Origin of the sequence: Microbacterium sp. MF43, assembly GCF_012847295.1 — a bacterium.
Taxonomy (GTDB): domain Bacteria; phylum Actinomycetota; class Actinomycetes; order Actinomycetales; family Microbacteriaceae; genus Microbacterium.
Genome location: NZ_JABBDY010000001.1, coordinates 949,745 through 970,589, shown reverse-complemented (window position 1 = coordinate 970,589; position 20,845 = coordinate 949,745). Strand labels below are relative to the sequence as shown.

General features: G+C 69.7%; 15 protein-coding genes and 1 riboswitch. Of the genes, 6 read left to right on the top strand and 9 right to left on the bottom strand.

What is annotated here, in order from left to right:
- Window positions 1-21: 21 nt before the first annotated feature.
- Both typA and HF323_RS04320 read right to left on the bottom strand, forming a co-directional pair.
- Entirely contained in the window at window positions 22-1,935 is a 1,914-nt protein-coding gene (gene typA / locus HF323_RS04325) for a translational GTPase TypA (protein ID WP_169581289.1), read from the bottom strand.
- Window positions 1,936-2,048: 113 nt separating this feature from the next.
- Window positions 2,049-3,728, bottom strand: coding sequence for an ABC transporter ATP-binding protein (locus HF323_RS04320; protein WP_169581288.1), 1,680 nt, complete (start codon window positions 3,726-3,728; stop codon window positions 2,049-2,051).
- Window positions 3,729-3,781: 53 nt separating this feature from the next.
- On the opposite strand from HF323_RS04320, the gene HF323_RS04315 reads away from it, so the two are divergent.
- Window positions 3,782-4,381, top strand: a complete 600-nt coding sequence (locus HF323_RS04315; RefSeq protein WP_169581287.1) for a PH domain-containing protein — start codon at window positions 3,782-3,784, stop codon at window positions 4,379-4,381.
- Here the strand turns inward: HF323_RS04315 and HF323_RS04310 are convergent.
- From HF323_RS04310 to HF323_RS04300, 3 genes are all read right to left on the bottom strand, one after another.
- The gene (locus HF323_RS04310) at window positions 4,372-5,580 is read right to left on the bottom strand and encodes an ABC transporter permease (protein ID WP_169581286.1); all 1,209 of its coding nucleotides are present in this window, start codon (window positions 5,578-5,580) and stop codon (window positions 4,372-4,374) included. The two genes, HF323_RS04315 and HF323_RS04310, sit on opposite strands and share 10 nt — an antisense overlap.
- A 1-nt stretch (window position 5,581) precedes the next feature.
- Window positions 5,582-7,117, bottom strand: a complete 1,536-nt coding sequence (locus HF323_RS04305) for an ABC transporter permease (RefSeq protein WP_169581285.1) — start codon at window positions 7,115-7,117, stop codon at window positions 5,582-5,584.
- Between the two features lie 224 nt (window positions 7,118-7,341).
- Entirely contained in the window at window positions 7,342-9,114 is a 1,773-nt protein-coding gene (locus HF323_RS04300) for an ABC transporter family substrate-binding protein (protein WP_317450989.1), read from the bottom strand.
- 247 nt (window positions 9,115-9,361) lie between these two features.
- Between HF323_RS04300 and HF323_RS04295 the strand changes: the two genes are divergently transcribed.
- Window positions 9,362-10,225: a CPBP family intramembrane glutamic endopeptidase gene (locus tag HF323_RS04295; RefSeq protein ID WP_317450988.1), complete on the top strand. Its 864-nt coding sequence runs from the start codon at window positions 9,362-9,364 to the stop codon at window positions 10,223-10,225.
- A 57-nt stretch (window positions 10,226-10,282) separates the two neighbouring features.
- Here the strand turns inward: HF323_RS04295 and gcvP are convergent, their stop codons facing one another.
- From gcvP to HF323_RS04275, 4 genes are all read right to left on the bottom strand, one after another.
- Window positions 10,283-13,174 (bottom strand): aminomethyl-transferring glycine dehydrogenase, encoded by a 2,892-nt coding sequence (gcvP, locus tag HF323_RS04290; RefSeq protein ID WP_169581283.1) that lies wholly within the window; start codon window positions 13,172-13,174, stop codon window positions 10,283-10,285.
- Window positions 13,171-13,554, bottom strand: a complete 384-nt coding sequence (gcvH, locus tag HF323_RS04285) for a glycine cleavage system protein GcvH (protein ID WP_169581282.1) — start codon at window positions 13,552-13,554, stop codon at window positions 13,171-13,173. Before gcvH ends, gcvP begins: the two co-directional genes overlap by 4 nt.
- Window positions 13,555-13,583: 29 nt before the next feature.
- Window positions 13,584-14,708: a glycine cleavage system aminomethyltransferase GcvT gene (gene gcvT, locus HF323_RS04280; protein ID WP_169581281.1), complete on the bottom strand. Its 1,125-nt coding sequence runs from the start codon at window positions 14,706-14,708 to the stop codon at window positions 13,584-13,586.
- Window positions 14,709-14,867: 159 nt separating this feature from the next.
- Window positions 14,868-14,964: riboswitch (glycine riboswitch) on the bottom strand.
- Window positions 14,965-15,007: 43 nt separating this feature from the next.
- Window positions 15,008-16,180, bottom strand: a complete 1,173-nt coding sequence (locus HF323_RS04275) for a MarP family serine protease (RefSeq protein WP_169581280.1) — start codon at window positions 16,178-16,180, stop codon at window positions 15,008-15,010.
- A 126-nt stretch (window positions 16,181-16,306) separates the two neighbouring features.
- Between HF323_RS04275 and HF323_RS04270 the strand changes: the two genes are divergently transcribed.
- From HF323_RS04270 to nadC, 4 genes are read left to right on the top strand one after another with little or no spacing between them, the layout of a single operon-like run.
- Window positions 16,307-17,020 (top strand): NUDIX domain-containing protein, encoded by a 714-nt coding sequence (locus HF323_RS04270; RefSeq protein ID WP_169581279.1) that lies wholly within the window; start codon window positions 16,307-16,309, stop codon window positions 17,018-17,020.
- A gap of 11 nt (window positions 17,021-17,031) precedes the next feature.
- Window positions 17,032-18,384 carry a quinolinate synthase NadA gene (nadA, locus tag HF323_RS04265; RefSeq protein WP_169581278.1) on the top strand — a complete coding sequence of 451 codons (1,353 nt, stop codon included), beginning with the start codon at window positions 17,032-17,034 and terminating at the stop codon, window positions 18,382-18,384.
- Entirely contained in the window at window positions 18,381-19,964 is a 1,584-nt protein-coding gene (gene nadB / locus HF323_RS04260) for an L-aspartate oxidase (RefSeq protein WP_169581277.1), read from the top strand. Before nadA ends, nadB begins: the two co-directional genes overlap by 4 nt.
- Complete coding sequence (nadC, locus tag HF323_RS04255) at window positions 19,958-20,833, top strand: carboxylating nicotinate-nucleotide diphosphorylase (protein ID WP_169581276.1); 876 nt, start codon at window positions 19,958-19,960, stop codon at window positions 20,831-20,833. The genes nadB and nadC overlap by 7 nt, the downstream gene beginning before the upstream one ends.
- Window positions 20,834-20,845: the final 12 nt, after the last annotated feature.

The following is a 20,845-nucleotide window of genomic DNA, read 5'->3' as shown; positions in this document are numbered from 1 at the left end:
CGTCGCGATGAACTCCGCGGCTCAGGCGTTGGCGTCCTGGCGCTTCAGCCGGGAGGCTGCGCGACCGCGCTCGGTCGCGTCGAGGACGACCTTGCGGATGCGCACCTTCTCGGGCGTGACCTCGACGCATTCGTCGTCGCGTGCGAACTCGAGGCTCTCCTCGAGCGAGAGCTGGCGGGGCGGAGTCAGTCGCTCGAGCTCGTCGGCGGTCGACGAGCGCATGTTGGTGAGCTTCTTCTCCTTGGTGATGTTCACGTCCATGTCATCGGCGCGGGTGTTCTCGCCGACGACCATGCCCTCGTAGACCTCCTCCGTGGGCCGCACGAAGAAGCTCATGCGCTCCTGCAGCGCCATCATCGCGAAGGGGGTCACCACACCCGCGCGGTCGGCGACGATCGAGCCGTTCTGGCGGGCCTGGATGTGGCCGGCCCAGTCGTCGTAGCCGTGCGAGATCGCGTTGGCGATGCCGGTCCCGCGAGTCGTCGACAGGAACTCGGTGCGGAAGCCGATGAGACCGCGCGAGGGGACGACGAACTCCATGCGAACCCAGCCGGTGCCATGGTTCGTCATGGTCTCCATGCGTCCCTTGCGGGCGGCCATGAGCTGAGTGATCGAGCCGAGGTACTCCTCGGGTGCGTCGATGGTGAGGTGCTCGAACGGCTCCTGGACCTTGCCGTCCTCGCCCTTGCGCGTGACGACCTGGGGCTTGCCGACGGTGAGCTCGAAGCCCTCGCGACGCATGTTCTCGACGAGGATCGCCAGGGCGAGCTCGCCTCGGCCCTGCACCTCCCACGCGTCGGGGCGTCCGATGTCGACGACCTTGAGCGACACGTTGCCGATGAGCTCGCGGTCCAGCCGGTCCTTCACCATGCGGGCGGTGAGCTTGTGCCCCTTGACCTTCCCGACGAGCGGCGACGTGTTGGTGCCGATCGTCATCGAGATCGCCGGGTCGTCGACCGTGATGGCGGGAAGGGGGCGCACGTCCTCGGGATCGGCGATCGTCTCGCCGATCGTGATCTCCTCGATGCCGGCGATCGCGACGATGTCGCCGGGACCGGCGGACTCCGCCGGGTAGCGCTCGAGCGCGCGGGTCTTGAGAAGCTCGGTGATGCGGGCGTTCGAGTGCGAGCCGTCGTGGCGGACCCACGCGACGGTCTGACCCTTCTTGAGGGTGCCGTTGAAGACGCGCAGCAGCGCGAGACGGCCGAGGAAGGGGCTCGAGTCGAGGTTGGTGACCCACGCCTGCAGCGGCGCCTCGTCGTCGTACGACGGGGCGGGCACATGCTCGAGGATCGCCTCGAACAGGGGCTCGAGGTCGCCGTTGTCGGGGAGCTCGCCGTTGGCGGGCCGGTTGCGGGATGCCGCGCCCGCACGTCCGGACGCGTAGACCACCGGCACGTCGAGGAGCGCGTCCACATCGAGGTCGGGCACGTCCTCGTGCAGGTCGGAGGCCAGTCCGAGGAGCAGATCGTGCGCCTCCTCCTCGACCTCGGCGATACGCGCGTCGGGGCGGTCGGTCTTGTTCACGAGGAGGATGACCGGGAGCTTGGCCTCGAGTGCCTTGCGCAGCACGAAGCGAGTCTGGGGAAGCGGGCCCTCGCTCGCATCGACGAGCAGCACGACGCCGTCGACCATCGAGAGGCCGCGCTCGACCTCGCCGCCGAAGTCCGCGTGACCGGGGGTGTCGATGACGTTGATGGTCACCGGGACGTCGGTGTGAACGCCCTTGTAGGTGATCGCCGTGTTCTTGGCGAGGATCGTGATGCCCTTTTCACGCTCGAGGTCGTTCGAGTCCATCGCGCGCTCTTCCAGGTGCTCGTGCGAGCCGAAGGAGCCGGTCTGGCGGAGCATGGCGTCGACGAGGGTCGTCTTGCCGTGGTCGACGTGCGCGACGATGGCGACGTTTCGGAGGTCCGGACGGAGGGCGCGGGCCATGAAGGAATCCTTGCAGGAGAGGGAATGGGCCGGGATGCCGGCACCCTCACCTTATCGCAGGGAGCCGAAAGCGACCTGAGGGCGTACAGCCCCCAGGTCGCTTTCGTGATCAGTCAGTCCTGCGCCGCCAGGAGCGCCGCGCGCGCCTCTCGGCGGATGCGCTGCTCGGCGGGGTCCGGCACCGGCACGGCGGCGATGAGGCGCTGCGTGTACGGGTCCTGCGGGTTGCGGAGGATCTGCTCCTTGCTTCCCTGCTCCACGATCTTGCCGTGCTGCATCACCGCGATGCGGTCGGCGAGGAGATCGACGACCGCCAGGTCGTGCGTCACGAAAAGCGTCGCGAACTGCTTCTCCTTCTGGATGTTCTGCAGCAGCTCCAGAACGCGGGCCTGGACCGATACGTCCAGCGCGCTGGTCGGCTCGTCGGCGACGAGCACCTGCGGGTCCAGTGCCAGTGCCCGGGCGATGCCGATGCGCTGACGCTGACCGCCCGAGAGCTCGTGCGGGTAGCGGTTGCGGAAGTCGCGCGGCAGCTCGACCATGTCGAGCAGCTCGGTCACGCGCGTGCCGATCTCTTTGCGATCGCGGCCCGCGAGCTCGAGCGGCTCGCCGATCGACTGGCCGACCGGCCAGCGCGGATTGAGCGACGATCCCGGATCCTGGAACACGATGCCCAGCTTGCGGCGCACGGCGCGCAGCTGCTTCGGGTCGACGCCGACCATCTCCTGGCCCGCGACGCGCAGCTGCCCTTCGGCGATCGGCACGAGGCCGACGATCGCTCGCGCGATCGTCGTCTTGCCCGAGCCGGACTCGCCCACGAGGCCCAGCACTTCGCCCGGCTGGATCGAGATCGAGGCATCCGCCACCGCCCGGAACGCCGGCACACGACCGCGCTTCGGATAGTCGATCGACACGTTCTCCAGCAGCAGGGCCGCCGTGGTGTCGTCGCTGCTCGACGCCACATCGGCGACCGCGGTGCCGAGACCCAGGTGGGGCACCGACGCCATGAGCGCGCGCGTGTACGGGTGATCGGGGGCCGTGAACAGCTTCGCGGCCGAGCCGTGCTCGACGACGTCGCCGTCCTTCATCACCATGACGTCATCGGCCATGTCGGCCACAACGCCCATGTCGTGGGTGATGAGGATGATCGCCGAATCGAGCTTCTGGTGCAGGTGGCGCAGGAGGTCGAGGATCTCGGCCTGCACCGTGACGTCCAGAGCCGTCGTCGGCTCGTCGGCGATGAGCACGCGCGGGTCGAGCGAGATCGACTGCGCGATCATCGCACGCTGGCGCTGGCCGCCCGACAGCTGGTGCGGGTACGAGTTGTACGCCTTCATCGGATCGGGCATCTCGACCAGGCCGAGCAGCTCGATCGCACGCGCCTTCGCCTGCTTGCGGGTCATGCCCGGCCGGTGGGTCAGGATCGTCTCGGAGATCTGGAAACCGATCGTGTAGACGGGGTTCAGCGCCGTCATCGGCTCCTGGAAGATCGCCGCGATGCCCTCTCCGCGAACCTGACGCAGCACCTCGGGTCGCGCGCCGATCAGCTCACGGCCGGCGAGCACGGCGCTGCCGTGCACACGGGCGTTCTTGGGGAGCAGTCCCATGATCGCCATCGAGCTCGTGCTCTTGCCCGAGCCGGACTCGCCGACGATGGCGAGCACCTTTCCCGGCATGAGGTCGTACGTGACGTGCTTGGCCGCTGCGGCCCACTTGCCGCCGACCCAGAACTCCACGCCCAGGTTCTTGACGGAGAGCACCGGGCCGCCCTCCTGGACGACGTGTCCGCGCATGCGGGATCCCTCTTTCATGTTCATCGGTTCGCCTCCCGTGTCAGGATGGGCGCATGCCCGAACCGGTCACTTTTCGTCCGCGCGGCGGCCAGATCCTCGCCTGGGTGGCGATCGGCGTCTGCGCGGTCGGACTCGTCTACATCGCCCTCACGGATGGAGTGCCCAGCCTCATCGCGTGGGCGTGGCCGATCGTCCTCGTCGCGTGGCTGGCGTGGCTCCTGTACATCCGCCCGTACGTCCTCGTCAACGAAGGATTCATCGAGATCGGCAACGTGTTCCGCACCCACCGAGTGCCGTGGGGCGACGTGGCCGAGGTCGACTCGCGCTACGCCCTCACGGTCGAGACGGCCGACGGCCGTCGCATCCGCGCATGGGCCGCGCCCGCGCCGAGCGCGCGCCAGGCGCTCTCGACGCGCCGAGAGGAGGTTGCCGGCACGCCCGGCGAGGGCGACTACCGTCGTCCCGCCGACGCGATGGGCACCGCCAGCGGCGATGCCACCGCGCTGGTCCGGCGCACCCTCGAGCAGTACCGACGCGAGGGCGGCTCCGCCGCGAGCGGTGGCACGGTGACGACCCTCAACATCCCGGTGATCGGCGTGACCGCGGTCCTGCTGGCGGCCGCGGTGCTGAGCCTCGCGCTGCCTCACGACTGATCGCCCTTCCGGCGTCCGAAGCGGCGCTTGTTCACGGCATCGGGCTCGGGCAGCGAGCCGCCGCCGAACTCGTCCATGTAGCGCTCGTCGTCACTGGACGTCGGCGCTTCGACCATCTGCACGGCCTGCACCGACGGGATCGCCGCCACCGCGCGGTTGGCCTTGCGCGCGCTGACCTTCGCCTGCTGGCGGGGGTCGAAGGCGTCACGCAGGCCGTCGCCGATGAAGTTGATGCACAGGGCGAGGATCACGATGAACAGGCCCGGCCACCAGAACAGCCACGGCCGCGTGCGGAATGCTTCGCGGTACTCACTGATGATCTGGCCGAGCGAGACATCGGGGGCCGTGATGCCGAACCCGATGAAGCTCAGCGCCGCCTCCGTCAGCACGGCTGCGCTCATGAGCAGTGTCGTGTTGACGATGATGATGCCGACGGCATTGGGCAGGATGTGGCGGAAGATGATCCGGCCGTTGCTGGCGCCGGCCACACGGGCGGCGTCGACGAACTCGCGCTCGCGCAGGGCGAGGAAGTCTCCTCGCACGAGGCGTGCGAGGCCCGTCCAGCTCAGGATTCCGAGGAAGATGCCGAACACCACGGCACTGCTTCCGCCGAGGATGTTTCCGATGATCGAGCCGATCACGATGATCGGGATGATGATGATCACGTCAGTGAAGCGCATGATCAGCGAGTCGACCCAGCCGCGGAAGTAGCCCGACAGTGCGCCGAAGAGCACGCCGAGGACGAGCGACACGACGCCGACGAGGAACATGACCGTGATGGACTGCTGCGTGCCGCGCATCACCTGAGCGAAGACGTCCTTGCCGAGCGTGTCCTGGCCGAAGGGGTGCTCCCCCATGCTGAACGGGAACCACGTCAGGGTGGGCTGGCCGCCGTTGACGATCGGATAGCTGGTGTACCAGTCCAGGGGCCACCATCCGGGGATGCGGAAGCCGTTGATCGACAGGGATCCGTCGCCGGCGGGCTGGAGTTTGCCCGTGCCGCCGATGACGGTGCCGACCGAGGTGAACGCCAGGATGATGACGAGGACCAGGACGACCAGTGCCACCATGGCGCCGGCGTGACGGAAGAACCGACGGCGCACGAGCGCGCCCTGGCTCAGTCCGGCGACGGCCTTCTGCTCGATCGACTGCTCGCTGCCGCGATCCTGCGGTGCGTCGGTGGGAATCGTAGTAACCATGTCAGCTCACCCGGATCCTGGGGTCGAGCGCGGAGTACAGCAGGTCCGCGATGAGGTTGAAGATCACGGCGAGGACACCCGTCACGACGAAGAAGCCCATGACGAGGTTGACGTCGCCGTGGTTGAGGCCGTCGACGAACAGCGCGCCCATGCCCTTCCACGCGAAGATCGTCTCGGTGATGACGGCGCCGCCGATGAGGGCGCCGATGTCGAACGCGATGATCGTGGCGATCGGGATGAGGGCGTTGCGCATCGCATGCCGCATGACGACCGTGCGCTCGGTGAGGCCCTTGGCTCGCGCGGTGCGAACGTAGTCCTGGTTCATCACCTCGAGCAGGCTCGAGCGCGAGTAACGGGTGTATGCGGCGATCGAGACGAGCGCGAGGGCGATCGTCGGAAGCACGAGGTGCGCGAAGCCGTCGAGGATCTGGAACCACATGTCGCCTTCGAGACCCGGGGTCTTCGAGCCGATCGTGGCGATCACGCCGCTCTGGGGGATGCGGTCGACATAGTCGGGGTACACCAGCATCACGCGGTCGACGACGATCACGAAGAACGTGATGAAGCTGACGATCGCCGCCGTGCGCGCCGCCTCCTTCTTGCCGTCGCCTCCGACGAGAAGACCGACGCCGATGCCGATCGCGATCGCGACGATGCCGAGCAGGACCAGCATCCAGCCGGTGGGGACGTAGAAGAACAGGTACTGGAGCGGGAAGTACAGCGCCGCCCAGACACCCACGGTGATCAGCGACGCGTACAGTGTGCGGCGGTTCGCCAGTCCCGTGGACAGCGCCGTCACGCCGACGGCGGCGCCGATTCCGGTGATGATCACTCCGACGATGCCGATCGTCGGAGTGGTGAACCAGCCGGTGAACCCGAGGAGCGCCAGCAGTCCGCCGGCCGCGACGAACGCGGATGCGAACGTGATGAGGCGCTTCTTCCACGCGCCGCCGATGATCGCCATGAACAGCAGACCGGCGATCAGTCCCGTGATGAGGATCGCCTGGATCGTCACGACCGGGTCAGCGAGGAACTCGTTGAAGCGGATCGCGCCGTACTCCTTGAGAAGCACCGCGATCCAGAAGATCGGAAGCGAGTAGACGATGAAGGTCAGGAAGGTGACCGAGTAGTCGAAGCCGCTGTACTGGCGCAGTGCGGTCAGGATGCCGATCGTGAGACCGAAGATGATCGCCACGATGGTCGCGGCGGTCACAAGCTGGATCGTCGATGATGCAGCTGTCGCGACGGCTTCGGTGACCGGCTGGTTGCTTCGCGTGAAGGCGATCCCGAGATCGCACTGCCCGATGAAGCACTTGGCCGCACCGCCGAGCCACGTGAAGTAGCGGATGACGGGGTGGAGATCGAGTCGGAGCAACTCGATGCGGTTGTCGATCATCTCCTGGCGGTTCGGCGAGTTGCTGGCCTTGAGGTCGGCCAGCGGATCTGTCGAGATCGCCGTCAGGGTGTAGACGATGAAGGAGGCGACGAGGAGGACGAGGGCGATGGCGCCCAGGCGTCGCAGGATGAAGGTCAGCACGGAAGCCCTCTCGGATATGGGGCTGAGGTCATGATTTTACGTCCGCTCCGGGGCGCCGGTGCGGCGCCCCAAAACTACTACGAGGGGGACTGAGCGGCACCTGTGTGCGCTGCTCAGCCCCGGGGGGACATGACTGTGGGTGCCAAGGGTTCGCCTCGGCACCCACAGTTGGTTCGATGTCTGCCCGGGTGGACGATGAGACGTCCACCCGGGCATGGCACGGGTTACTCCGCGCTGGCGTCAGCCGGGGTCCACTCCCAGAAGTTCCAGAAGTAGTCCGGGCTCAGCGGCATCGCCTTGACCTCGGTGACCTTGTCGCTGTTCACCGTCAGGCCGGGGAACTGGAAGATCGGGATCGACACGGCGTCGGCCCAGATGCCCGCCTCAGCGGTCTCCAGCAGACCGGTCTGCTCGTCGAAGTCCGACGTCACGTTCAGCGTCTTCAGCGCGTCGGTGACCTCCTCGTCGCAGTAGCCGTTGTAGTTGCCGCCCTTAGCCGACGGGTCGTCGTAGCACGCGTAGATCTGGTCCGAGCCACCGACGGCGAGGCTCGTCTGCGACCACGCGAACAGCGTCGCGTCGTGCGGGTTGATCGGCGCCTGAGCCGGGTCGGTGAAGACCCAGTCCGGCTCGCTCTCGTCGACCAGCTCGAAGCCGGCCAGCGCAGCCGAAGCGGAGATCAGCTCGAACTCCTGGCCACGACGGACGTTGCCCTCGGGGTACCAGAAGCCGACCTCGACCGGACCGGTCACGCCGGCCTCGGCGAGCAGCGCCTTGGCGCCGTCGATGTCGACCTCGGCGTAGTCAGCCGAGCCGTTGGACTCGGACAGAACCGGGTAGCGCTCCGGGTCGGCGATCGAGACGAGGTGCGTGTTGCGCACGACGGCCTCGGGGTTGAGCGGCTTGATGATCTTGTCGACGATTTCCTGACGCGGGATGGTCTTCAGGAACGCCTGGCGAACCTTGAGAGCCTTCTCCTCGTCGCCACCGTAGGTCGCGGGGTCGAACGGACCGCCGTTGTTGACCGTCAGGTCGACGTGCTCGTGCGAGGCCTGGTCACCGGTCTGAACGGTCGCGGTGTCGATCTCGTTGGCGAGCTGGAGGATGTCCGCCGTCGGCTGACCCGACCAGATGTCGAGCTCGCCCGACTCCAGAGCCTGGAGCGCGGTGGTCGAGTCGGCGATCGTGCGGATCGTGATCTTCTCGAACTTCGGCGAGGGGCCCCACGTGAACAGCGGGTTCGCGGAGATCGAGATGTACTGGTCCTCGACGATGTCGTCGACGATGTACGGACCGCTCGTCAGCGCCGCGGCGGGGCTGTCGGGCAGCGTGGTGTAGCCGTACTCGTTGCTCCAGGCGTCGCCCAGTGCCGTGAGGACTTCCTCGTCACCCTCGGTGATGGCGTCGATGACCTTCTGCTTGGCGTCTTCCGCGAACTTCTTGGCGGCGTCGGTGTACTTGGTGAAGTCGCCTTCCTCGCCCGACTCCTTCCACGTGTCGTACGCAGCCTGGACGTCCGAGTACTCGTCCGGGAAGGCGAGTGCGTAGGTGCCGTGTGCCGAGACACCGAGCGGGTTGATGAGCTCCCAGTCCACGTACGGCTCGTCGAAGACGAACGTGATCTCCTTCTCGCCGGTCTCGGGCGTCTCGGTGACCAGGTTGTAGCCGGTGGTCGCCGCTGGCGAGAACGCCTCGTTGACGTTGCCCGACATCGCCGCCCACTGCATGAGCATGTCGGCCTCGTCGATCGGCACGCCGTCCGACCAGACCGCGTCGGCGGTGACGGTGTACTTGACGGTCAGCGGGTCATCGCTGGTCTTCTCGTACGAGCCGAAGTCGGTGTTCTTCACCAGCTCGGGCGTGTTGTTGTAGTACGCGAACGTGGTGTCCGTCATGTACTTGACGTTGCCGTTTGCCGTGTTGTTTCCGGCCGAGCTGTCGTCGTTGAAGTGGAAAAAGCCCGAGTTGTACGCGGTGGTGATCTCGGTTCCCTCCACGACCTCAGACTGGTATGGGTTGCCGCAACCCGAAAGCACGAGTGCTCCCGCAGCCACGACCCCCACGCCCGCCATAAGACGCGCGATCTTCACATTTCCTCCTGTGCAAGGGTTGAGTGCCCAGCCTGTGGCAGCTCTGGACACGGACACGGACACACTAAGCACGCGGTGCGAGCAAGGCAAAACAGAACAGCAAACCGTTACATATCCTTAACTCAACGCGACACGTGTGTGACAATCTGACAACGTGCACGCAATCGCGTCTGGGAATCTGCCCGACACCGCCCCCATAGATCATGCAACCCGCGTACGCCTGCGGTGGGAGATCTGGATCGTCCTGGCGGTGACCGTCGGGCAGGCGGCACTGTACTCGGTGCTGTCACTCGTGCGGGCCCTCCTGCGCCCCACGCCGATCGGCGATCAGCAGACGCAGCTCAACCCGCCGCTCGACGTCACCCCCTTCTGGGACGTCCTCTACACCCTCCTGTCGGTGTTCTTCGGGCTGGCGCTCGTCGCCCTGGTCGTCTACCTGCTGTGGGAGCCCGGCACCAATGCGCTGCGGCGCATCGGGCTGGACTTCACGCGCTTCGGCGGCGATGTCGGGCGTGGCCTCCTGCTGGCCCTCGCCATCGGCGTCCCGGGTCTCGCGCTGTACGCGATCGGCCGTGCGCTCGGCATCACGGTTCAGGTCCAGGCATCCCCGCTCGATGCCGCGTGGTGGACGGTCCCCCTCCTCCTCTTGGCAGCCCTGCGCGCGGGGCTCACCGAGGAGGTCATCTTCATCGGATACCTCTTCGATCGCCTTCGCCGGCTCGGCTGGGGGTGGTGGTCGACCATCCTCACCACCGCCGCCCTGCGCGCCGCGTATCACGCCTATCAGGGCATCGGTCCGATCATCGGGAACCTCGTGATGGGCGTGGTCTTCGGCTGGTGCTACCGGAGGTGGGGCCGCGTGATGCCGCTCGTGGTGGCGCACACGATCATCGACATCGTCGCCTTCATCGGATATCCCCTCGCCGTCGCACTCTGGCCAGGGCTGTTCGGTCCCGTGCCCGCCCCGACGAACTCACCCGTCCCGACGATCTCGCCGTCGCCGACGGTCGCGTCGTAGCGAGCGGGGGCGGATGCCTCGGCTGCGGCGGCCGAGGCATCCGCCCCTCCACTCGGTCTAGGCGAACGCCTCGATCGGCGGGCACGCGCACACGAGGTTGCGGTCGCCGTACGCCTGATCGATGCGACGCACCGGGGGCCAGTACTTGGTGCGCACGAGCGAGTGCACCGGATAGACGGCGGTCTCACGCGTGTAGGGGTGGGTCCACTCCCCCGCCACGACGGACTCCGCGGTGTGCGGCGCGTTCGCGAGCGGGTTGTCGCCGGCGGGCCACTCCCCTGCACCGACGGCGTCGGCCTCGGCCTTGATCGCGATCATCGCCTCGATGAACCGTTCGATCTCGGCGAGGTCCTCCGACTCGGTCGGCTCCACCATGAGCGTGCCGGCGACCGGGAACGACATCGTGGGGGCATGGAAGCCGTAGTCGATGAGGCGCTTCGCGACGTCGTCCACGGTCACCCCCGTCGCCTCGCGCAGCGGGCGCAGGTCGAGGATGCACTCGTGGGCCACGAGGCCGTCCTCGCCCGTGTAGAGCACCGGATAGTGCTCGCGCAGGCGGAACGCGATGTAGTTGGCCGCCAGCACGGCGGCGGCCGTCGCATCGCGCAGACCCTCGGCGCCCATCATGCGCACGTACGCCCATGAGATGGGCAGGATGCCCGCCGACCCGTTCGGGGCGGCGGAGATGGGCCCGCCGTCGAAGACGCCGCCCGGGTGGTCGCGCCGCTGCGACAGCGGATGCGAGGGCAGGTACGGCGCCAGGTGCGCCTTGGCGGCGACCGGGCCGACGCCCGGTCCCCCGCCGCCGTGCGGGATGGCGAACGTCTTGTGGAGGTTCAGGTGCGAGACGTCCCCGCCGAGGTCGCCGAAGCGCGCGTAGCCGAGGAGCGCGTTGAGGTTCGCGCCGTCGACGTACACCTGCCCGCCCGCGTCGTGCACCGCCTGGGTGATCTCGAGCACGTCGTGCTCGTATACCCCGTGCGTCGAGGGGTAGGTGATCATGAGCGCCGCGAGTGCCTCGGCGTGCGCCGCGATCTTGGCGCGCAGGTCGTCGAGATCGACGTTGCCCTGGTCGTCGCACGCGACGACGACGACCTTCATGCCTGCCAGCACCGCCGAGGCCGCGTTGGTGCCGTGGGCCGAGGACGGAATGAGGCACACCGTGCGGTCGAGGTCGCCGTTGGCACGGTGGTAGCCGCGGATCGCCATCAGACCCGCGAGCTCGCCCTGCGAGCCGGCGTTCGGCTGCAGCGAGACGGCGTCGTAGCCGGTGACCTCGGCGAGCCACACCTCGAGCTGCTCGATCATCGCGAGGTAGCCGTGCACGTCGGCCTCGGGGGCGAACGGATGCACGCGCGAGAACTCCGGCCACGAGACCGCGGCCATCTCGGTCGCGGCGTTGAGCTTCATGGTGCACGAGCCGAGCGGGATCATGCCGCGGTCGAGCGCATAGTCGCGATCGGCCAGCTGCTTGAGGTAGCGCATCATCGCCGTCTCGGACCGATGCGCGTTGAACACCGGGTGCGTGAGGAACTCCTCCACGCGATGCAGCGACGCCGGCACTGCCGCCAGCGCGACGGCGTCGGCGAACGGGACCGTGCGCTCCCCCTGTTCACCGGCGCCCAGGAACTCGGCCTCCGGCAGGCCGAAGGCCCACGCGACCGCGGCCAGGTCGTCGGCGGTCGTGGTCTCGTCCACTGAGACCCCCACCGACGCGTCGTCTGCCCAGAACAGCTGGAACCCGCGCTCGCGCGCTCGCTCGATGACGCGCCGCGCCGATCCGGGCACCCGCACGCGGAGCGTGTCGAAGAAGGAGTCGGATGCCAGCGTGAGGCCGTACGAGCGCAGCACGCCGGCGAGCGCCTCGGCCTTCTTGGCGACCTCCGTCGCGATCGCCCGCAGTCCGTCCGGGCCGTGGTAGACCGCATACATCGACGCCATGACGGCCAGCAGCACCTGCGAGGTGCAGATGTTGGATGTCGCCTTCTCGCGCCGGATGTGCTGCTCGCGAGTCTGGAGCGCGAGGCGGTACGCCGGGTGACCGGCGGCGTCCTGCGAGACCCCGACGAGCCGGCCGGGCAGCTGCCGCTCCAGGCCGGTGCGCACGGCCATGTAGCCGGCGTGCGGACCGCCGAAGCCGAGCGGCACGCCGAACCGCTGCGTCGTGCCGACGGCGACGTCGGCACCGAACGACCCCGGCGACCGCAGGAGCGTCAGCGCGAGGAGATCGGCGGCGACGACCACGAGCCCGCCCGCGACGTGCGCCGCGTCAACGACCCCCGAGGGGTCCCATACGCGCCCGGTCGCGCCGGGGTACTGCACGAAGACGCCGAACAGCTCCTCGGGGAGGGTCTGGCCGCCCCCGAGGTCGCGCTGCACGAGCTCGATGCCGACGGCGGCCGCCCGGTGCGCGAGGAGCGCCTTGGTCTGCGGCAGGGCATCGGTGTCGACGACGAACACGTTCGATGCCGACTTCGAGGCGCGACGGGCCACGAGCATTCCCTCGACCACCGCTGTCGCCTCGTCGAGCATCGACGCGTTCGCGGTCGCGAGCCCGGTGAGGTCGGTGACCATGGTCTGGAAGTTGATGAGCGCCTCGAGGCGCCCCTGCGAGATCTCGGGCTGGTACGGCGTGTACGCGGTGTACCAGGAGGGGTTCTCGAGCACGTTGCGCGCGATGACCGACGGAGTGAAGGTGTCGTAGTAGCCGAGGCCGATCATCGGGCGGGCGGTGCGGTTCTGCGACGCGAGCACGCGAAGCTCGGCGAGCGCCTCGGCCTCGGTGGCCGCGGGCGGGATGTCGCTCGTGTCACGGGGCGCGACGTGGATCGATGCCGGCACCGCCCGGCGCACGAGCGCATCGACGCTGTCGTAGCCGAGGGCATCGAGCATCGCGCGCTGTGCCGCGGCATCCGTCCCGATGTGCCGCGCCGCGAAAGCGCCCGTCATTCGTCGCCGCCGGTGAGCGCGACGTAGGCCGCGCGGTCGAGCAGGCCGTCGACCGCCCCCGCCTCGACGCGGAGCTTGACGAGCCAGCCGTCGCCGAACGGGTCGGAGTTGACCAGCGAGGGGTCGTCGACGGCCGCCTCGTTGATCTCGACGACCTCACCCGTGAGCGGCGCGTAGAGCTCGCCCACCGACTTGGTCGACTCGATCTCGCCGACGACCGTGGCCGCGGTGACGTCGGAGCCCACGGCGGGCAGCTCGACGAAGACGACGTCGCCGAGCTTGTCGGCGGCGTAGTCGGTGATGCCGACGGTCGCGACGTCGCCCTCGAGGGCGATCCACTCGTGCTCTTCGGTGTACTTGAGGCTGTTCAGATCGGTCACTTGATCCTCCGGTGGGGTGCGGGCGTGGGTCACTTGGCGCGACGGTAGAAGGGAAGGGAGGTGACGGTCGCCGGGATCTTCGTCCCGCGCACGTCCAGGAAGAGCTCCGTGCCGGGTTCGGCGACGGCGGGTGCGACGAACGCCATGGCGATCGGATGCCCCAGCGTGGGGCTCAGCGCCCCGCTGGTGACCTCTCCCACGACGTCATCGCCGTGGAGCACCGCGTAGCCGGCGCGCCCGGCGCGCTTGCCCCCGGAGACGAGACCGACGAGCACGGGGGCATCGGAGGCGACGACCGCCGACAGACCCGCCCGGCCGACGAAGTCGTCCTTGTCCACGGCGACGACGCGGCCGAGGCCGGCCTGCGCGGGAACGATGTCGAGCGACAGCTCGTGTCCGTAGAGGGGCATCCCGGCCTCCAGGCGCAGCGTGTCGCGCGACGCGAGGCCCGCGGGCACGAGGCCGTGCGCCGCGCCCGCGCGCATCAGCGCGTCCCACACGGGGCCGGCCGAGGTCGCCGGAACGTAGAGCTCGAAGCCGTCCTCGCCGGTGTACCCGGTCCGGCCGATGTCGACGGCGACCGGCTCCTCGCCGTCAGCCGCGAAGCGGGCGTGGGTCATGCGGTAGTACTTGAGCGCGTCGAGGGGCGCCGCGACGTCGACGAGCTCGGGCGTGGCCTCGAGGATCGCCTGCGCCGCCGGCCCCTGGACGGCGATGAGCGAGATGCGGTCGGTCGCGTCCGTCACCTCGACGTCGAAGGACTGCGCGCGCTCGGCGAGCGCCGCGGCGACCGCCTCGCGGTTGCCCGCGTTCGCGACGACCATCAGCCGATCGGCGTGATGACGGTAGACGATGACGTCGTCGATGATGCCGCCGTCCGCGTCGAGCACGAGGCTGTACTTGGCCTGATCGTCGACGAGCGTCGACAGCCGCCCCGCCAGTGCGTAGTCCAGGAACGCGCCCGCCTCGCCGCCTTCGACGAGGAACTCCGCCATGTGGGAGATGTCGAAGATGCCCGCGGCGGTGCGCACGGCATGGTGCTCGGCGAGATCCGAGCTGTAGCGCACCGGCATGGACCAGCCGCCGAAGTCGGTGAACGAGGCGCCGAGGGCGACATGTCGGTCGTGCAGCGGGGTGGTGCGGGGGTCTGTCATGAGTTCTCCCGTTCGCGGTCGGGCGGACGCCGGACGGCGCCGTGGAACTCCCCCTCTGTCATGGGCCTGAGAGTTTCGCCCGCGCGTCTCGAGGAGTCGTGCGGGGTTTCACCTTCGGCGGGGACCGGGCACAGCCCGATCCCGCTTTCCAGAGTCGGCCTCACCCGAACGGTACGCGTACCTGAGAGATTGGCGGGGAGGCTTGCTCCTTCGGTGCTCGGCAGCGCTGCTGCCGAGGCTCTCCCGCCCGGGTCGTTGGCCGGTATTGACTTGCCGTGTCAGCATACCGGTCCGTGGCGTCAGCCGACGCAGCGGCCCGACGACACCGGCTGCGTGAGGGACTCGGCCTGCGCGGACACCGGCGTGAGCTCGGCCATCGTCATCGCATACCCGCGCTGGGCGTCGTTCTCGGCACGCGCGAACACGACGCCCGCCACCGCGCCGTCCCCGGTGAGGAGCGGGCCGCCGGAGTTGCCCGGACGCACCGCGGCCTGCAGCGCGTAGATCTCGCGCGGTGCGGCGCTCTCGTCGTAGATGTCGGGGACCGGGACCGTTCCGGTCGAGAGCACTCCGGCCCCGAGCGACGTGAACGGTCCGCCGAGCGGATACCCCTGCACGACCGCCGGCGAGCCCGGAGGGAGCGTGGCCGCGAAGGGCAGCGGCGCCACGCCGAGGTCGTCGACGGCGATCACCGCGAGGTCGTCGATCGGGTCGAAGTACACGACGCGCCCTTCCCGCGCGGCGACGCCGGGCAGCTCCACGACCGGGGTGTCGACACCGGCGACGACGTGGGCGTTGGTCACGACGCGGTCGGGCGCGACGACGAATCCGCTTCCCGTCGAGCTGCGGCCGCATGCGAACGCGGTTCCGGAGACGCGGGCGACGGATGCCGCGGCCCGCGCGAGCTCGGGGTCGTCGAGGTCGACCGGCGCAATGTCGACGGACGGCGCTTCGAGCAGGTCTCCGAGTGCCGGGAGGCCCTCGTCGGAGACGAACCCCCGCAGTTCGGCGAGCGCGGCCGAGACCGGTGGCGGGGTGAGCCGATCGATCGTCCGCAGGACGCTGGACGACGACACCGCCGAGGAGACGATCGGCATGCCCGTGGCGGCGAGACTCGCGCCGGCGAGCGACATCGCGAGCGCGGCGACGACGACCCCGGCGACTCCCCCGAGGATCCGGTCGACGGCCCGCAGCGGACGCACCCGGTCGACTCCCCGGCGCAGCGCGGATCCCGCGGCGGCGCCCAGCGCGGCGCCGCCGATCACGAGCGCGGCGGCGGTGGCGAGGACGAGAGCGGGCCGCCACTGCTGTGTGGGCAGCGCATCGTTGACGAGCGGCACGAGCCAGATCGCCGCCGCGCCGCCGACGGCGAGCCCGAGCAGCAGTCCGATGCTCCCGGACAGGCCGCGGCCGATGCCGCCGACGAGGCCGATCACGAGGATCACGAGGAGCAGAACGTCGACGACGATCATGCGGTCTCCCTCGGGCGAGCGGGCGGGGTGCGGACCTCGCCAGAGTACGCATCGAACCTGTGTGACGACCCCGGTTTGCCCTTCGTGTCATAGTGACACTAAGATGGCAGCGGAGTAATAGTCACCATGACCAGAACCAGCACCCTCACACCGACGGCGGACAACGCCGCCGACACGACGCGCGTCGCCGTCTCGACGGTGATCTTCACGCTGCGCCGCACCTCAGGCGCCGAGACGCCGACGGTCGCGCTCCCCCTCGTGCGCCGCACACGCGACCCGCACGAAGGACAGTGGGCGCTGCCGGGCGGGTGGCTCGATGCCAGCGAGGGGCTGGATGCCGCGGCATCCCGAACTCTCGGGGAGACGACCGGGCTGGCACCGAGCTATCTCGAACAGCTCTACGCCTTCGGCGCCGTCGACCGCTCCCCCACGCGGGTGATCTCGATCGTCTACTGGGCGCTCATCCGCCCCGACGAAGTGCCGGACGAGTCGGTCGAGAACGTCCAGTGGTTCGATGCGGCATCGCTGCCGCGCCTGGCTTTCGACCACAACGAGATCGTCGACTACGCACTGTGGCGCCTGCGCAACAAGGTCGGCTACAGCCGCATCGCGCACGGGCTCCTCGCCGACGAGTTCACCCTCGCCGAGCTGCGCGAGGTGTACGAGTCGATCCTCCAGCGCCGCCTCGACCCGGCGAACTTCCGTCGCCAGGTCGAGAACTCCGGAACCCTCATCCCGACCGACCGCTTCCGCACCGGCAGCCACCGACCCGCACGGCTGTACCGCTACAACCAGGACGTCGAGCTCGCCGATCGCGGCCCGCTCGGCGGCCGCCACTGAAAGAGCCCGACATGCCCGCCGTCAACATCACCCTCCAGCCCCGCCCCGAGGTCGACCCCTCCGTCGACCACGCGATCCAGGCGATCGTCGCCGGGGCATCTACCGCCGAGACGTGCAACACCGACCTGGCGTCCGGCCCGTGGGACTTCGACGTCCGGCCCGGCTACGGTCCGGGGTCCTCGATGGGCGACGTGATCCCCACCGGGTCGCCGCGCCAGGGCGAGCTGCCGCGCGAATACCGGGAGGCCTCCGAAGCCGAGCTGGACGAGCGGATCCGCGCGGCCAAGGCGACCCTCGGCGACCGCGTCGTGGTGCTGGGGCACTTCTACCAGCGCGAAGAGGTCGTCGAGCACGCCGACTACGTGGGCGATTCGTTCCAGCTGGCCAACGCCGCACTCGAGCACCCGGACGCCGAGGCGATCGTCTTCTGCGGCGTGCACTTCATGGCCGAGACCGCCGACCTCCTCTCGCGCCCCGAGCAGGCCGTCATCCTGCCCAACCTCGCCGCCGGCTGCTCGATGGCCGACATGGCCGACATCAACCAGGTCGAGGAGTGCTGGGAGCAGCTCGCCGAGGTCTACGGCGACCTCGACACCCCCGACGCCGACGGCCTGGTGCCCGTGATCCCCGTGACGTACATGAACTCGTCCGCCGCCATCAAGGGCTTCGTCGGACGCCACGGCGGGATCGTCTGCACCTCGTCGAACGCCCGCACGGTGCTCGAGTGGGCGTTCGCACGCGGCCGGCGGGTGCTCTTCTTCCCGGACCAGCACCTCGGCCGCAACACCGCCAAGGCGATGGGCGTCCCCCTGGGGCAGATGCCGATGTGGAACCCGCGCAAGCCGTTCGGAGGCTCGACCGCCGCGACGCTCGCGGACGCCCGGGTGATCCTGTGGCACGGCTTCTGCTCGGTGCACCGGCGCTTCTCGGTCGACCAGATCGAGAAGGCGCGGGCCGAGCATCCCGGCGTCCGCGTGATCGTGCACCCCGAGTGCCCGATGGAGGTCGTGGACGCCGCGGACGAGTCGGGGTCGACCGACTACATCCGCAAGGCGATCGAGGGCGCGACCGAACCCGCCACCTTCGCCATCGGCACGGAGGTGAACCTCGTGCAGCGCCTCGCCGCACAGAACCCGCAGCACGAGATCTTCTGCCTCGACCCCGTCGTGTGCCCCTGCTCGACGATGTACCGCATCCACCCGGGCTACCTCGCCTGGGTGCTGGAGGGACTCGTGGCGGGCGAGGTTCGCAATCGCATCGTCGTGCCGGATGACGTCGCGGACCCGGCCCGCGTCGCGCTCGAGCGCATGCTCGCCGCCAAGCCTCCGGCGGCGCCCGCCGCGGCGTGGGAGAACGCCTCATGAGCGCGGCGCCGGCGGCGACCGCCCACGCCGTCGTGGTGGGCTCGGGCATCGCGGGGCTCACCGTCGCGCTCCACGCCGTCGACCACGGATGCCGGGTGACGCTCGTGACGAAGGACGTGCTCGAGCACGCGAACACCCGTTACGCGCAGGGCGGGATCGCGGGCGTCATGTTCGACGACGATCGCGTCGAGGACCACATCCGCGACACGGTCGTCGCCGGCGCCGGACTCAACGACCCCGCGGCGGTGCGCGTGCTCGCCGAGGAAGGCCCGGCGCGCATACGCGAGCTGATCGCCCTCGGCGTCGGGTTCGACCGCGACGACGACGGCGGATTCGTCAAGGGCCTCGAGGCGGCCCACTCGTACCCCCGCATCCTGCATGCCGGCGGCGATGCGACCGGAACGGCCATCGAGAAGGCCCTCGTCGCGCGCCTGCGTGCGAGCAGGGTCGACGTCATCGAGCACGCGTTCCTGGTCGGCCTCCGCACGGAGGACGGGCGCGTGCGGGGGGTCGACCTGATCGTGGGCGAGACGCCCGGCTCAGCCGGACGTCGGCAGGCGGTCGCTGCCGACGCGGTCGTCCTGGCCACCGGCGGAGCCGGTGAGCTCTACGCGCACTCCACCAATCCGCCGGTCGCGACCGGCGACGGCATCGCCGCGGCACTGCGCGCGGGCGCCGACGTGCAGGATCTGGAGTTCTTCCAGTTCCACCCGACCGTTCTTCCCGCCGACGTCGAGGCGGACGCGTTCCTCGTGTCGGAGGCGGTGCGCGGCGAGGGCGCGACGCTCCTCGACGAGCACGGCCGCCGGTTCGCGTTCGACGCGCATCCCGACGGGGAGCTCGCGCCGCGCGACGTGGTCGCCCGCGCGATCGCCCATCAGATGGAGGCGCAGGGCGGGCGCCCTGTGCTGCTGGACGCCACGCACCTGCACACCGCGGATGCCGCCGATCGCGCCGCTTTCCTGGCGCGCCGCTTCCCGACCATCGACCGGGCCGTGCGCGAGCGCGGTCTCGACTGGGCGGTCGAGCCGATACCCGTGACGCCCGCCGCGCACTACCTCATGGGCGGCGTCACGACCGATCTCTTGGGGCGCACGACCGTTCCCGGGCTGTACGCCGTCGGCGAGGTCGCGCGCACCGGCGTCCACGGCGCCAACCGTCTGGCGTCCAATTCCCTCCTCGAGGGCGCTGTCTTCGGTGCCCGGGCCGGGGACACGATCGCCGCGGACGCGGCGTCCGGCTCGTGGCCCGCACCCGCCGCCCGCGCGGCCGCCGCCGGCCCGGTCGCACCCGCGGTCGATGCGCCGCTGTTCTCACGCGAAGCACTGCAGGAGCTGATGTGGGAGGAGGCGGGCCTCGTGCGCGACGGCGAGGGCCTCGCGCGCGCTGCCGCGGTGCTGGCCCGCTGGCGCTCCGAAGCGCGCTCCCCGCGTACGGAGACCGAGTACGAGAACGAGAACCTCCTGCTCGTCGCGCAGGAGCTCGTGCAGGCGGCGAGCGCACGACGCGAATCGGTCGGCGCGCACTTCCGCCGCGATACCGCCGTCGTCCCCGCACCGCGGGAGGCGGTCGCATGCTGAACCGCGCCACGATCGACCGTGTCGTCGCTGCCGCGCTCGAGGAGGACGCCCCGTGGGGCGACCTCACGAGCGAGTACCTCATCGTCGAGACGGCGCAGGCGCGCGCCGATCTGGTCGCCCGTGAACGGGGGGTCTTCAGTGGCGGCGAGGTGTTCGAGGCGGCGTTCCGCCTGACCGATCCGCGCATCGAGGTGCAGCTCATCGTCGAGGACGGCGAGTGGTTCGAACCGGGCGCCGTGCTGGCGGTGGTCACCGGGCCGGCGCGCGGCGTCCTCACGGCCGAACGGGTCGGACTGAACTTCACGCAGCGGATGTCGGGCATCGCCACCCTGACGGGCCGCTACGTCGCCGAGGTCGCCCACACCCGGGCATCCATCGCCGACACGCGCAAGACGACGCCGGGCCTGCGCGCCTTCGAACGCAAGGCGGTGCGCGACGGCGGCGGCCGCAACCACCGGTACTCGCTGTCCGATGCCGTCATGGCCAAGGACAACCACCTCGCCCTGCTCACGCGCGGTGCCGTCGACGGCGGGTGGGAGGCCGCGCTGACGCGTGCGCTCCGCGCGGCGAAGGAGCGCCTGCCCCACACGGCGCACCTGGAGGTCGAGGTGGACCGACTCGAGCAGATCGAGCCGGTGCTCGCGGCGGGGGTCGGGACGATCATGCTCGACAACTTCTCGCTCGACGACCTGCGTGTCGGCGTGGCGCAGGTGGCCGGGCGCGCGACGGTCGAGGCATCCGGCGGCGTCTCCCTCGACACCGTGCGAGCGATCGCCGAGACCGGTGTCGATGTGATCTCCGTCGGCGCGCTCACCCACTCCGCACGCGCCCTCGACCTCGGGCTCGACGTGCGCATCGACGCTCCCTGAGGCGCGACATGG

Excerpts from the sequence above, each read along its gene's own strand:
- typA (WP_169581289.1), bottom strand. The coding sequence starts at position 1,935 with ATGGCCCGCGCCCTCCGTCCGGACCTCCGAAACGTCGCCATCGTCGCG.
- HF323_RS04320 (WP_169581288.1), bottom strand. The coding sequence starts at position 3,728 with ATGCGCGGACACGTCGTCCAGGAGGGCGGCCCGGTGCTCTCCGTCAAG.
- HF323_RS04315 (WP_169581287.1), top strand. The coding sequence starts at position 3,782 with ATGCCCGAACCGGTCACTTTTCGTCCGCGCGGCGGCCAGATCCTCGCC.
- HF323_RS04310 (WP_169581286.1), bottom strand. The coding sequence starts at position 5,580 with ATGGTTACTACGATTCCCACCGACGCACCGCAGGATCGCGGCAGCGAG.
- gcvP (WP_169581283.1), bottom strand. The coding sequence starts at position 13,174 with ATGACGGGCGCTTTCGCGGCGCGGCACATCGGGACGGATGCCGCGGCA.
- gcvT (WP_169581281.1), bottom strand. The coding sequence starts at position 14,708 with ATGACAGACCCCCGCACCACCCCGCTGCACGACCGACATGTCGCCCTC.
- HF323_RS04275 (WP_169581280.1), bottom strand. The coding sequence starts at position 16,180 with ATGATCGTCGTCGACGTTCTGCTCCTCGTGATCCTCGTGATCGGCCTC.
- HF323_RS04270 (WP_169581279.1), top strand. The coding sequence starts at position 16,307 with ATGACCAGAACCAGCACCCTCACACCGACGGCGGACAACGCCGCCGAC.
- nadA (WP_169581278.1), top strand. The coding sequence starts at position 17,032 with ATGCCCGCCGTCAACATCACCCTCCAGCCCCGCCCCGAGGTCGACCCC.
- nadB (WP_169581277.1), top strand. The coding sequence starts at position 18,381 with ATGAGCGCGGCGCCGGCGGCGACCGCCCACGCCGTCGTGGTGGGCTCG.
- nadC (WP_169581276.1), top strand. The coding sequence starts at position 19,958 with ATGCTGAACCGCGCCACGATCGACCGTGTCGTCGCTGCCGCGCTCGAG.